General features: G+C 37.4%; 16 protein-coding genes. 13 read left to right on the forward strand and 3 right to left on the reverse strand.

Annotation, left to right across the window (positions count from 1 at the left end):
* From V7077_RS08200 to V7077_RS08215, 4 genes are all read left to right on the forward strand, one after another.
* Positions 1-602, forward strand: a 602-nt coding sequence (locus V7077_RS08200; RefSeq protein WP_335500274.1) for a RecQ family zinc-binding domain-containing protein, incomplete at its 5' end; no start/stop codon positions are given.
* A 9-nt stretch (positions 603-611) separates the two neighbouring features.
* Positions 612-1,220, forward strand: coding sequence for a CPBP family intramembrane glutamic endopeptidase (locus tag V7077_RS08205; protein WP_335500276.1), 609 nt, complete (start codon positions 612-614; stop codon positions 1,218-1,220).
* The gene (locus tag V7077_RS08210) at positions 1,213-1,926 is read left to right on the forward strand and encodes a LysM peptidoglycan-binding domain-containing protein (RefSeq protein ID WP_335500278.1); all 714 of its coding nucleotides are present in this window, start codon (positions 1,213-1,215) and stop codon (positions 1,924-1,926) included. The genes V7077_RS08205 and V7077_RS08210 overlap by 8 nt, the downstream gene beginning before the upstream one ends.
* Positions 1,927-2,014: 88 nt before the next feature.
* A complete protein-coding gene (locus V7077_RS08215; protein ID WP_335500280.1) occupies positions 2,015-2,470 on the forward strand; it encodes a DUF2663 family protein in 456 nt (151 codons plus the stop codon).
* A 32-nt stretch (positions 2,471-2,502) separates the two neighbouring features.
* Here V7077_RS08215 and V7077_RS08220 read toward each other — a convergent pair whose 3' ends face one another.
* Genes V7077_RS08220 through V7077_RS08230 form a run of 3 tightly spaced genes read right to left on the reverse strand, consistent with a single transcriptional unit; the run spans position 2,503 to position 3,581 of the window.
* Positions 2,503-3,072, reverse strand: coding sequence for a manganese catalase family protein (locus V7077_RS08220; RefSeq protein ID WP_335500282.1), 570 nt, complete (start codon positions 3,070-3,072; stop codon positions 2,503-2,505).
* 21 nt (positions 3,073-3,093) lie between these two features.
* Positions 3,094-3,354, reverse strand: coding sequence for a spore coat protein CotJB (locus V7077_RS08225; RefSeq protein ID WP_335500284.1), 261 nt, complete (start codon positions 3,352-3,354; stop codon positions 3,094-3,096).
* A complete protein-coding gene (locus V7077_RS08230) occupies positions 3,351-3,581 on the reverse strand; it encodes a spore coat associated protein CotJA (protein WP_335500286.1) in 231 nt (76 codons plus the stop codon). The genes V7077_RS08225 and V7077_RS08230 overlap by 4 nt, the downstream gene beginning before the upstream one ends.
* Before the next feature lie 144 nt (positions 3,582-3,725).
* On the opposite strand from V7077_RS08230, the gene V7077_RS08235 reads away from it, so the two are divergent.
* From V7077_RS08235 to ypeB, 9 genes are all read left to right on the forward strand, one after another.
* Entirely contained in the window at positions 3,726-4,358 is a 633-nt protein-coding gene (locus tag V7077_RS08235) for a CBS domain-containing protein (protein WP_335500288.1), read from the forward strand.
* A gap of 256 nt (positions 4,359-4,614) precedes the next feature.
* Positions 4,615-5,337, forward strand: a complete 723-nt coding sequence (locus V7077_RS08240; protein WP_335500345.1) for a metallophosphoesterase — start codon at positions 4,615-4,617, stop codon at positions 5,335-5,337.
* An 80-nt stretch (positions 5,338-5,417) separates the two neighbouring features.
* Entirely contained in the window at positions 5,418-5,999 is a 582-nt protein-coding gene (locus V7077_RS08245) for a genetic competence negative regulator (protein WP_335500290.1), read from the forward strand.
* 207 nt (positions 6,000-6,206) lie between these two features.
* Positions 6,207-7,487 (forward strand): Glu/Leu/Phe/Val family dehydrogenase, encoded by a 1,281-nt coding sequence (locus V7077_RS08250; RefSeq protein WP_215043186.1) that lies wholly within the window; start codon positions 6,207-6,209, stop codon positions 7,485-7,487.
* 133 nt (positions 7,488-7,620) lie between these two features.
* Entirely contained in the window at positions 7,621-8,592 is a 972-nt protein-coding gene (locus V7077_RS08255; protein ID WP_335500293.1) for a YpdA family putative bacillithiol disulfide reductase, read from the forward strand.
* A 6-nt stretch (positions 8,593-8,598) separates the two neighbouring features.
* A complete protein-coding gene (locus V7077_RS08260) occupies positions 8,599-9,555 on the forward strand; it encodes an asparaginase (RefSeq protein WP_335500295.1) in 957 nt (318 codons plus the stop codon).
* Positions 9,556-9,651: 96 nt separating this feature from the next.
* Positions 9,652-10,341 (forward strand): glutamic-type intramembrane protease PrsW, encoded by a 690-nt coding sequence (gene prsW, locus V7077_RS08265; RefSeq protein ID WP_335500297.1) that lies wholly within the window; start codon positions 9,652-9,654, stop codon positions 10,339-10,341.
* Between the two features lie 187 nt (positions 10,342-10,528).
* Entirely contained in the window at positions 10,529-11,221 is a 693-nt protein-coding gene (gene sleB / locus V7077_RS08270) for a spore cortex-lytic enzyme (RefSeq protein ID WP_335500347.1), read from the forward strand.
* Between the two features lie 14 nt (positions 11,222-11,235).
* A complete protein-coding gene (ypeB, locus tag V7077_RS08275; RefSeq protein ID WP_335500299.1) occupies positions 11,236-12,585 on the forward strand; it encodes a germination protein YpeB in 1,350 nt (449 codons plus the stop codon).
* The last annotated feature ends 89 nt before the right edge of the window (positions 12,586-12,674 follow it).

Consider the following 12,674-nt stretch of genomic DNA (forward strand, 5'->3'; position numbering starts at 1 on the left):
TTATTATTCATTATCATATGCCGATGCAGATTGAGTCGTATCTTCAGGAGATTGGAAGGGCAGGGCGGGATGGGCTCCCTAGTGTTGCTATTCTTTTATATGCACCAGGTGATGAGCAGCTTCCTATTCAACTTGTAGAAGGTGAATTGCCGTCCGAACAGCAAATCGATTGGTTATTTACAAATTTAATTAATCAGCATATGGTAAACGATGGTGTAATTGAACTAAATCAGGAGTTAAGTACACTCGGCGGGTTTTCAGAAATCCAATGGCGAATCATAAAGGAATATGTAAATCATCCAAACCACCAGATTACTAATCTTGAGAAGTTAAAAACTTCAATGAAAGAGTTTGTAAGGGATAGATTTCAACTAAAGCATGATAATATTTTCAATATGAAAAAACTGGTTGAGTCCCAAACATGCAGGCGTGAATTTATTTTACATTACTTTGAGGAAGACGGATTCCAAAAAGTTCCATGTTGTTGTGATATATGCGGCGTAAATTTAAATCATTACCAATCATCTGTAAATACACCATCTTTACAAACTCGTGAAGAGAACTGGAAGGACTACCTTGCCAAAATTCTAATTAAATTGTGAGTTGAGTGAATGAAAAGAAAGTATAACCAAATAATCACTGATTTAACAGATAAAGAGCTGTTATATCACTTATACCTTACGCAATTCATCCTTTTAGTTATCTCATTTATCCTTGGAGCTATTTTATTTGATCATTTTTCTTATCTGCAAAATATAGATTTGAGTGACGATCATATTCTTACGATAGGTATTCCCGCGGGAGTACTCATTGTGATAGTTGATATTTTGTTAATGAAATGGCTGCCTGCATCCTATTATGATGACGGGGGATTAAATGAGAGAATCTTTAAAAACAGACATGTTTTTCATACATTTGTCATTGCTTTCTTTGTAGCGTTTAGTGAAGAATTGCTTTTCCGGGGAATTATCCAAACAAAGGTTGGTCTAATCATGGCAAGTATTATTTTTGCCATTATTCATTATCGATACCTCTTTAACTGGTACCTCTTTTTGAATATTATTCTGTTAAGTTTTTTGATAGGATTTATTTATAAATGGACTGGTAATTTAGCAGTGACCATTATGATGCATTTTGTCATAGACTTTCTTCTGGGAGTATATATAAAATTTAGAAAGACAACAGATGAACAGAACAGGGAGGAGCAGCTCTGTGAATAAAGAAGAACCATACAGAGACCAAGCGGAACGATTAAAGCAACGAATTCAAAAAATAAATGAAAAAGTGGATGGTGACAATGAAAGACTGCCGCCAAGGGAGCAGGTCCACAGACAAAAAAGGAAAAAAACAAAATGGAAGGTTAAATATCCTGTTATCCGCCTGCTAGTTTTATGTTTTATTCTCCTTCCCATCATTATTTTTAGTGTCATTTCCTATCGGGATAGCGGCGGGAAAGTCAATGGAACACAAAAAACTTCAGGAAGTTCAGTCGGTTATGAAACCATTAATCTTGAAAAGTCTATTCCGGTTAATGAAGATATGAATGAAGGATCATCAAAATCCGCTCAAGATGCCGAAAAGATAACGGCTCCACAGGAAAAAAGTGCAGAAGCTTCCACACAGGTTGAGCAGCCAGCGAATAGTTCTGATGGAACGTCTTTGTCAACATCAAATCAAGAGACAGCCGATCAGCAGGTATCAGATAAAAATAGTGAGCCAATCGAGGCAGTAAAAAGTCAACCAACAGCTACGCCTCAAAAAAAAAATAATATTATTTATCATAAGGTAAAGCCTCAAGAAACATTGTTTAGACTAGCGATAAGGTATTACCATTCTAAAAGTGGTGTTACCATTATCAAAAGAGCTAATAATCTGCAAAATGAGAATATATATGTTGGTCAAGTACTCAAAATACCTTTAAACTAGCCGATCTTTGATCGGTTTTTTTGTGTTTCCCAACATAATTTTTAGGACAAGAACATAAATATATATCGAAATAGGGAGGGGAACAAAGATGGATACACCAATTCAACAACTTGATTACACCGATCAGGCAACCAAACAAATGTTAGAGAATGTAAGAAAGAGAAAGAAAAAGTTTGATGATATAAAAATGTGGCATTATCTATCGGTTTATTCAACACTTTTTTTTGCCTTTATATTTACTGTGTATTTCTATATTACTTTCGTAAAACCATTTTCATTTTCTTTTTTAGCCATGTTGTCTGCCGTATTAAATGATATAGTTGCTGTTTACTTGCTGGCATTCACAATTGTCGGGTTTGGGGCAATGAATTTGTTGAAACAGCAAAAGGAAAAGAAGGAAAAGGAATATCAAGAGTTAAGATGCGAAATTGTTGATCGGAGCAAGGATTTGTGGAAAAAGGAAGAGGAATGGAAAAACCGGCATATTGTATTTGAAATAATGAAAAAGCAATATGATATTAACTTATACCATGAAAAAAAATAAGAAGCAGACCTTCAACTGCTTCTTATTACCAATTAAAAGATTTTCTTTTTGCCCTGTTCTTCTCTTAAGATTTCGACAGCCTCACGGAATCTCTGTGAATGAATTATTTCTCTTTCCCGTAAAAATCTTAATCCATCATTTAAATCTGGATCATCACTAATATTAATAATCCATTGATAAGTAGCCCGCGCCTTTTCTTCAGCTGCAATATCTTCATAGAGGTCTGCAATTGGATCCCCTTTAGCCTGGATATAAGAAGCTGTCCAAGGTACTCCAGCCGCATTATGATAGAATAATGCTTTGTCGTGGTCGACATAATGATCTTCTATACCTGCAGCCTTTATTTGTTCAGGTGTAGCATCTTTCGTTAATTTATAGACCATGGTAGCAATCATTTCAAGATGAGCAAACTCTTCTGTCCCAATATCCGTCAAAAGGCCGATTACCTTGTCAGGAATTGTGTATCTTTGGTTTAAATATCTGAGTGCAGCTGCTAATTCTCCATCGGCACCGCCATATTGCTCAATCAAATACTTAGCTAATCTTGGATTACATGAACTAACCCGAACAGGATATTGAAGTTTTTTTTCGTAAATCCACATTGGATGAAATCCCTCCCCATTTTAAACTTGCCATGGCCATGGTGCATCATCCCAGTTCCAAGGATAACTAGAGTAGCTGTTTCCATATTGCTGTAAAGGTCCAAACTGGCTCTCAAATAATTTTTTTAATCGTTTTCTTTCTTTGGCATAATGATTAAATTGATTAATAGCTTCTTGATCATCATTATGTGTATCTAAGTACAAGGTTAACTCAACTAATACAAAGTCCACAGCTTGCAGCTGTTCCATTAGTTGATAATATTCTGCTGGAACTTGTTTCATTGGGGGAGTCCCCCTTTACCTGGTTCAAGCGGGCCGAACCAAGGGTCATGAAACGCTTTCCACAATGTCCCTGCCCTAAGTGCTTCAAGTGGGGGGAATTGTGGTAAATTTGGCGGCTGAAAGCCCATATATAAATGGGGTGGGGTGGAATATGCTTTTTCAAGGATTGGTGGACAAGGGTCGAACGGACTAGCATAGGGATGATAAGTTTTAAAATGTGTATTCATAGTTGCCCTCCCTTAAGTTGATATCATTTAATTTTATGAGAGTATTTCTGTTACATGACATAAATCTTTAATAATAAGAGGGGTTTTTAATGGCATGGTAGCAGTATAATAATGGTATAGGACTAATTTACGAGGTGATGGCAAGTGTTTGTTAAAAATATTATGATCCCCAAGCATGAGTGTTTTACCACTCAACCTGGTGTAACCCTTAAGGATGCACTGGAGCTGTTAGAGAAACACCAAATTGACGGCCTCCCTGTTTTAATGGGTAATAAATATACAGGTGTTGTAACAAGATTTAATATATATGAAGGTTTTTTTAAGTCCGGGAAACAAAAGGATGACTATCTAACTTCGACAGTGGTGGGGGATATTGCATCCCATAAAGATCAGTTTTTGCTAGGTGGAGAATTATTTGAAAAAACACTTCTTGACTTGAAGGATTTCCCTTTACTAGCTGTGGTCGACAAAGATGAAACCTTTCTTGGTGTAGTCACACGATCCGATTGTTTAACTTCGTTTGAAAGTGTATTTGGGGTAAATCGACCGGGCGTAAGAATTGCTTTTACATCAGTTGAGACGGAAGGACGTATTGCCCGTCTATCAGAAATTGCCCATCAATTCCATGAGCATATCATCTCCCTTGTTACATTCGATGAAACCGATAAGCTAGTACGCAGAATTGTGATGAAGATAGAAAAGAAAGACAATCTTGACAGGTTTACTAAAAAGCTAGAAGAACACGGCTTCCGTATTTTAGATATACATGAAGATTAAAAAACAAGGGAAATAAAGGAAATCCTTCTCATACAATGTATGGGGGGGATTTTTTTAGGTATTTACAAAAGATATCAGCCTGCTTTTAGTTTTTATTCTTCACTTCCCCATCGGTTGGGAGCGCACACTCGTCTTTTTTTAGTTTATGTCTTCTTTATGGTATGATTTCCGTAGAACTGTAGAGGGGGAGAACAAGTTGGTTATATGGGGGATAATCGTGTTATTGTTATTGGGAGGTATCTTTCTCTTCTTATTTATGGTGAAAGAGGCCTTTTTAAATAAAGTGGTAGAGCATGAGATACTCTTTCCGGATTTTCCTAACTCTTTTGGCAAGGTGACCCTTTTTTTTATTTCGGATATTCATAGACGGGTTATTTCCGATAGTATTATTCAGAATGTAAAAGGGAAAGCCGACTTTGTTATAATCGGCGGAGATTTAATGGAAAAAGGAGTATCTTTTCCTCAAGTAAAGGAAAATTTACGGAAATTAAAACAAATTGGGCCTGTTTATTTTGTCTGGGGAAACAATGATTATGAAGTGGATTTCCGTAAATTGGATGCGATATTGCTCGATATGGGTATAAAGGTCTTGGATAATACAGCTGTTACTTTTGAGTCAAATGATGGGGATAAATTATCTCTTCTGGGGGTAGATGACTGCAGCCAGGAGCGAGACCGGCTTGATTTTGCCCTTATGGATGCAGAGGAGGGCAGTTTTAAAATATTAGCTAGTCATATTCCGACCATTACAGATAAGATCTTGCCTGAGCATAATATTCGATTGGTACTGAGTGGACATACCCATGGCGGGCAAATACACATTTTAGGGTATAGCCCGTATGCAAGAGGAAGGTTAAAAAAGCTTAAAAATACAATCCTGTTAATTAGTAACGGCTATGGAACAACAACTGTGCCCTTACGTTTAGGAGCTCCTGCTGAAACTCATCTTATTACACTTAAACGTGGTTTAGAAAGATAGGCTAAGAAAGACAATTCACCAATGGTTCCCTGCGGCATACACTAAAAAACAAGAGTTACGTCACGGCAGGGGGCAAAAGCATGCGCTTAGAACGCTTAACGGCCAATAAAATAAAAATATTTTTAACCTCTGATGATTTATTTGAAAGGGGACTTTCAAAAGAGGATATTTGGAAGGATTCAAGTAAGTGGAATCAGCTCTTTCATGATATGCTCGAAGAGGCAAGTGAGGAATTTGATGTTGATATCCAGGGTTCTGTAGCTGTAGAAATTTTCTCCCTTCAGGCTCAAGGAATGATTTTAATCATTACTGTTGATGAAGTAAAAGATGATGAAGAATTATTGTACGATGGTTATATTGAAATGCAGGTAAGGGTTGAAGGCTGTGAAGCTCTCTTATTCGAGTTTAATGAATTTGAGGATTTAGTCGGTCTAGCCAAAAGATTGTCAATTGTAGACATTTATGGTGGAAGCCTTTATGCCATGCATAACCGCTATTACCTTGTAATGGATAAGGTCGAAGCTGATAAAAAAGAAATGGCTGCCTGTATTTTATCGGAGTTCGGCACCCCATCTATTCTAAGTCCATACGTTCTTGCTGAATATGGTAAGCCTGTGATGAAACAATTCGCTGTTGAAACGATTCTCCATTTTTTTAAATAACTTGATTGGATCAATATCACACTAAGGGGGCGGACGCCCCTTTAAAGTCTTTTATAATTCTATATTTTGTGGGGCTTTTAATTTTATTGCAGCGTTTACAAATTAAGATTTAGTCTTGGTTTTTCTTCTTGCATAAATCAATGAAACGTGTATACTTGTCTCTGAAAGAAGACAACATTCGTAAAGCATTTTCTAGGAGGATTTTAAATGGTTGCCGAAAAAGCAAATGGTCAAACTAATCAAGAGGGAGAGCACCACGATGTGTTGAAATCAACACAAACCGTTATACATAAAGCCCTTGAAAAGTTAGGTTATCCTGAAGAAGTATATGAGCTTTTAAAAGAGCCATTACGTTTGCTGACAGTCAAAATTCCAATCAGAATGGATGACGGTTCTATTAAAATATTTACGGGATACCGTGCACAGCATAATGATGCAGTCGGGCCAACAAAGGGCGGTATTCGTTTTCATCCTAATGTAACTGAAACCGAAGTGAAAGCCCTTTCAATATGGATGAGCTTGAAATGCGGGATTGTCGATCTCCCATATGGCGGAGGGAAAGGCGGAATTGTCTGCGATCCGCGGGACATGTCTTTTAGAGAGCTTGAAAGACTTAGCCGTGGCTACGTGAGAGCAATCAGTCAAATTGTTGGACCAACAAAGGATATCCCCGCCCCGGATGTATTTACTAATTCACAAATTATGGCCTGGATGATGGACGAATATAGCCGAATTGATGAGTTTAATTCTCCAGGATTTATCACAGGAAAGCCGCTTGTATTAGGAGGCTCCCATGGTCGAGAATCTGCAACCGCAAAAGGGGTGACCATCTGTATTCGTGAAGCTGCTAAAAAGAAAGGCATTCAAATTGAAGGAGCCAAGGTAGTCGTACAAGGCTTTGGAAACGCAGGCAGTTATTTATCTAAGTTCATGCATGATGCTGGTGCTATCGTAATCGGTATTTCAGATGCTTATGGTGCATTATATGATCCTAATGGTCTAGACATCGACTATTTATTGGATAGACGTGATAGCTTCGGAACTGTCACAAAATTATTTAATAATACGATTTCGAATAAAGAATTACTTGAGCTTGATTGTGATATTTTAGTTCCGGCTGCTATTGAAAATCAAATTACAGCTGAAAATGCTCATAATATTCGTGCGAAAATTGTGGTTGAGGCGGCCAACGGTCCTACAACCTTGGAGGCAACAGAAATTTTAACTGAACGTGGTATTTTGCTTGTTCCTGATGTATTGGCATCAGCTGGTGGCGTTACGGTTTCCTATTTTGAGTGGGTTCAAAATAATCAAGGCTATTATTGGACAGAAGAAGAAGTAGAAGAAAAACTAGAAAAAGTTATGGTCAAATCATTTATGAATATTTATGATACTGCGCAAACTCGCAGAGTGGATATGCGGCTTGCTGCCTATATGGTCGGGGTAAGGAAAATGGCAGAGGCCAGCCGCTTTAGAGGCTGGATTTAGCCAAATAAGTTCAATCATGAAAAGTTTTGTTTGTTGAAACTAAATAAAAAATCTCCTATCATGATACGGTAGGAGATTTTTTTGTGAAGAAATACTTCTTTATAGATATATTCGTTGTAAGGAGCTGGCCTAAATGCAAATTGAAGAGATTATTATTATTGGCGGGGGTCCCTGTGGATTAGCTTCAGCGATCGCTTTACAAGAAATTGGGAAGAAGCCATTAATTATCGAAAAGGGGAATGTTGTAAATTCCATCTATCATTATCCAACTCATCAAACTTTTTTTAGTACAAGCGAAAAATTAGAAATAGGCGGGTTTCCTTTTGTGACGGATAGCTACAAGCCGAAACGTAATCAGGCACTAGTATATTATCGGGAGGTCGCTAAGCGTAAACAGCTGCGGATAAATGCATTTGAAACGGTTATAGAAGTTTCAAAGGAAGACCAATTATTCCGCGTCAAAACAAACAAAGATACTTATCAGAGTAATTATATTGTCATTGCAACGGGTTATTATGATCATCCAAATTATATGAACGTACCAGGCGAAAACCTTCCAAAAGTATTCCATTACTTTAAAGAAGCGCATCCCTATTTTGATAAGGATGTTTGTGTAATCGGAGGCAAAAATTCAAGCGTTGATGCGGCACTTGAACTTGTAAAGGCAGGAGCACGCGTAACGGTTTTATACCGCGGTAAAGAATATTCACCAAGTATAAAACCATGGATTCTCCCTGAATTTGAATCATTAGTTAAAAATGGGACCATCTTAATGGAGTTTGAAGCAGAGGTAAAAGGGATTACCGAAAATCAAGTAACTTATATAAAGGATGGGTATCAAAAAACAATCAAAAATGATTTTGTCTTTGCGATGACCGGATATCATCCTGACCATGATTTCCTAGTGAAGATGGGGATAAGAATAGATGAAGAAACCGGAAGACCTTTCTATAATTCTGATACAATGGAAACTAATATCAGTGGAATCTATATTGCTGGGGTTATTGCAGCAGGCAATAATGCAAATGAAATTTTTATCGAAAATGGCCGTTTCCATGGCGGTCAAATCGCACAATCTATACTAGACAAAGAAACTAAAGGGTGATTAATGATGAAAAAGGTAGTTTTATTAACAACAGGAGGGACAATTGCTAGTAAACCAAATAAAACCTCTGGTAAATTAGCTTCCGGAGCTATTACCGGGGAAGAACTGGCAGCGATGTGTCATTTACCCAATGAAATAGAAGTAATCGTAGACTCTGTTTTTCAAAAAGCGAGTATACATATTACATTTGACGATTTAGTCTTTTTAAAAACAAAAATTGAGGATTACTTTAAGGATGAGTCCGTTTCTGGTGTTGTTGTCACCCATGGGACTGATACAATGGAGGAAACTTCCTATTTTCTTGATTTAACCATTAATGACCGCAGGCCTGTCGTGGTTACAGGGTCGCAGCGTTCACCGGAGGATTTAGGCAGTGATGTGTATATTAATTTGCGGCATGCCATTTATTCGGCCTGTTCTCCCGATTTACATGATGTTGGCACCGTTGTTGTATTTAATGAACGAATTTTTGCGGCTAGATATGTAAAAAAAGAACATGCCTCTAATATTCAGGGTTTTAATGTCTTTGGGTTTGGCTATCTTGGTATTATTGATAATGACAATGTCCATGTTTTCCAGAAACCGCTTAGAAGAGAGTACTATCCATTAAAATCCCCCATTCCGGCTGTAGAAATAATTAAGTGCTATATTGGGGCAGATGGGAAATTTATAAAGGCTGCCCGAGAAGCAGGGGTAGCTGGAATCATCCTTGAAGGAGTGGGAAGAGGCCAGGTAGCTCCGAAAATGATGGAAGAAATCGAAGCGTCCATAAAAGCAGGGATCAAAATAGTGATTACTACCAGTGCTGAAGAGGGTGCAGTCTATACAACGTACGATTATGAAGGCAGTGCATATGACCTTTATAAAAAGGGAGTCATTCTTGGAAGTGACAATGATTCTAAAAAAGCAAGGATGAAATTGGCTGTAGCGATGGCAAGCAGCATTGATAACATCAACTTCTAATGCGTAAGTTTCTTTGGCCGCTGGAATGAATCTTTCATTTTCTTTATGTGCTATACATGGTACCATTAAGAAAAAGGATTGGAAAAGAGGTTCAGCATGCTTGGAATATTATCGGCCGGAATTGCTCCAGGTTTGGCCTTACTAAGTTATTTTTATTTAAAGGATGAATATGAACCAGAGCCTGTTTCCTTTGTTTTTCGAACATTTTTGTATGGTGTGCTGCTGGTGTTCCCCATTATGTTTATCCAACATGTTTTGGAAACAGAACATTTATTACAATCCAATTTATTAAATGCCTTTTTTGGTTCAGGTATTTTAGAAGAGTTTTTTAAATGGTTTATTCTTTTTTATCTTATATATCAGCACGTCGAATTTGATGAACCGTTCGATGGAATTGTTTATGGAGTAGCCGTTTCTCTTGGTTTTGCAACTGTTGAAAATATCTTTTATTTAGTGGCAAATGGAATTGAGCATGCCATGACCCGTGCTCTATTACCTGTTTCAAGTCATGCTCTTTTCGGTGTTATTATGGGCTTTTATCTAGGAAAAGCAAAGTTCACGAAGGATTATAAAGCAAAATGGATTTTATTATCCTTATTGTTGCCGATTCTTTTGCACGGCTCCTATGACTTTATTTTAATTTCACTTGAAAACTGGTTGTTTATTATTTTTCCATTTATGATTTTTCTTTGGTGGTTTGGATTGCGAAAAGTAAAAAAGGCCAAAATTTTAAGTGCAAATCATTTTAAAAAATATCCGGAACATAAGGCACAAGCACCTGTTTAACTAACCGATTACACCTTTTAAAGCCCTTCACACTTGTTGAAGGGTTTTTTTCTGCGGGAAATGGAATAAAAATACCATTAAAACAAAAAATAGCCTTAATGCTAAAAAGATTCATAATGGGGGTTATTATTCCATGATAAAGAAAAGCATCATCATCAGATTCTTCATCTTAATCTTTTCATGTACCATGACATTGTCTTCTCTTGAGAGCCAAAAGGTATATGCGTTTTCGAATCAGGTAATTCAAAGAGGAGCAGTAGGGGAGGATGTAATCGAGCTGCAATCTAGGCTCACATATATTGGTTTCTATCATGGGAAAATTGATGGGGTATTTGGATGGGGCACATATTGGGCGTTAAGAAATTTCCAATATGAATTCGGTTTACCTATTGATGGAATTGCAGGTGCGACAACAAAAGCAAAATTAGCAAAAGCCACGAAATATAACAAACAAACAGCACAGAAATCAGCGCCGCCTAATGCAGCTGCAAAAAAGCCGACAGCCTTAAACACACCAAAAGGTTACTCACAAAATGATATTAGATTAATGGCCAATGCAGTTCATGGTGAGTCTAGGGGAGAACCGTATATAGGTCAGGTGGCTGTTGCTTCTGTGATTTTGAATCGTGTTAACAGCCAATCATTTCCAAACACAGTTTCCGGTGTAATTTTTGAACCGGGGGCCTTTACAGCAGTTGCGGATGGCCAAATTTGGCTGACTCCAAATGAATCCTCTAAAAAAGCAGTAATCGATGCCATAAATGGATGGGATCCAACGGGAGAAGCATTGTATTATTTTAATCCAGCTACAGCTACCAGCGGATGGATTTGGGGCAGACCGCAAATTAAACGGATTGGCAAGCATATTTTTTGTAAATAGAGGGGTGAGCTCAATTGATTAGAGGCATATTGATAGGTGTTCTCGCTGTTGGTATTGCGGGAACGGCTTATTGGGGCTATCAAGAACATCAGGAAAAAAATGCAATCCTTATCAATGCGGAAAACAACTATCAACGGGCATTCCACAATCTTTCTTATCGTATGGATTTATTAAACGATAAAATAGGGACTACACTTGCGATGAACTCCAAAGAATCCTTATCGCCCTCCTTAATCGAAGTATGGAGACTCACTTCGCAGGCACATGGCGATGTTGGGCAGCTGCCGTTAACACTATTACCTTTCAATAAAACCGAGGAGTTTTTAGCGAATATTGGTAACTTTAGCTATCGCACAGCCGTTAGAGATTTATCAAAGGAACCATTGACTGATAAAGAATATCAAACACTTCAAGTACTGTACAAGCAGTCTGGTGACATTCAAAATGAGCTTCGAAATGTACAGCATATGGTCTTGAAAAATAATCTTCGATGGATGGATGTGGAACTAGCCCTCGCATCTGGGAAGGAAAACACAGACAATACGATCATTGATGGGTTTAAGACTGTTGAAAAAACGGTTACAAGTTTTGCGGAATCAGATTTGGGACCGACATTTAGTAATTTCCAAAAAAAGGATGAAAACTTCAAGAAAATTAAAGGGAAAACCATTTCCCGCAATGATGCAATTCAAATTGCAAAAAAGTATATGAAGTTTGACGGAAATTCAAACGTAAAAGTCACGGATAATGGTAAAGGCTCTGATTTTGGTTTTTACAGTGTATCGATAAAAAATAAAACGACAGAGCAAGAAGCAAGTATGGATATTACTAAAAAGGCTGGCCATCCAATATGGTTTATTAATAACCGGGATATTAAAAAGCAATCTTTGAGTTTAAATGAAGCCAATAATAAGGCGGCAGCATTTTTGAAGGAAACAGGCTTTAAAAATTTAGAAACTTTTGAGAGTACACAATATGACAATGTGGGAGTATTTGATTTTGTTACAAATATAAATGGAGTTAGAATTTATCCAGAATCAGTGAAAGTCAAAGTAGCGCTGGATAATGGAGATATAGTTGGAACCTCCGCTGAAGAATACTTAAAATCATTTCAAACTAGGACGATTGAAAAACCTGCGCTTACACTTGAACAAGCTCGCACCAAGGTAAATCCAAAATTAAAGGTAATGGAACAACGCCAAGCCATGATTGTTAATGATCTAAATGAAGACGTGTTATGTTATGAATTCTTAGGAACATTGGGTGAGGATACCTATCGGATCTTTATTAATGCTAAAACAGGATTAGAAGAAGAAGTAGAAAAACTGAAAAATGCTGAGGCAACTTACGAAGATGTTTTATAAAGGCTGACCCAATTGTGGTTGATGAATAAATTTTTCACACTTTGTTGATTGGAGTGGAAGGGCGCGAAGACTCCTCGAAAATGCTATCG

This window comes from Neobacillus vireti, assembly GCF_036962465.1.
GTDB lineage: Bacteria > Bacillota > Bacilli > Bacillales > Cytobacillaceae > Neobacillus > Neobacillus vireti_B.

Coding starts and splice junctions, on each gene's coding strand:
- V7077_RS08205 (WP_335500276.1), top strand. CDS start 612: ATGAAAAGAAAGTATAACCAAATAATCACTGATTTAACAGATAAAGAG.
- V7077_RS08215 (WP_335500280.1), top strand. CDS start 2,015: ATGGATACACCAATTCAACAACTTGATTACACCGATCAGGCAACCAAA.
- V7077_RS08220 (WP_335500282.1), bottom strand. CDS start 3,072: ATGTGGATTTACGAAAAAAAACTTCAATATCCTGTTCGGGTTAGTTCA.
- V7077_RS08225 (WP_335500284.1), bottom strand. CDS start 3,354: ATGAAACAAGTTCCAGCAGAATATTATCAACTAATGGAACAGCTGCAA.
- V7077_RS08230 (WP_335500286.1), bottom strand. CDS start 3,581: ATGAATACACATTTTAAAACTTATCATCCCTATGCTAGTCCGTTCGAC.
- V7077_RS08240 (WP_335500345.1), top strand. CDS start 4,615: ATGGTGAAAGAGGCCTTTTTAAATAAAGTGGTAGAGCATGAGATACTC.
- V7077_RS08245 (WP_335500290.1), top strand. CDS start 5,418: ATGCGCTTAGAACGCTTAACGGCCAATAAAATAAAAATATTTTTAACC.
- V7077_RS08250 (WP_215043186.1), top strand. CDS start 6,207: ATGGTTGCCGAAAAAGCAAATGGTCAAACTAATCAAGAGGGAGAGCAC.
- V7077_RS08255 (WP_335500293.1), top strand. CDS start 7,621: ATGCAAATTGAAGAGATTATTATTATTGGCGGGGGTCCCTGTGGATTA.
- V7077_RS08260 (WP_335500295.1), top strand. CDS start 8,599: ATGAAAAAGGTAGTTTTATTAACAACAGGAGGGACAATTGCTAGTAAA.
- prsW (WP_335500297.1), top strand. CDS start 9,652: ATGCTTGGAATATTATCGGCCGGAATTGCTCCAGGTTTGGCCTTACTA.
- sleB (WP_335500347.1), top strand. CDS start 10,529: ATGACATTGTCTTCTCTTGAGAGCCAAAAGGTATATGCGTTTTCGAAT.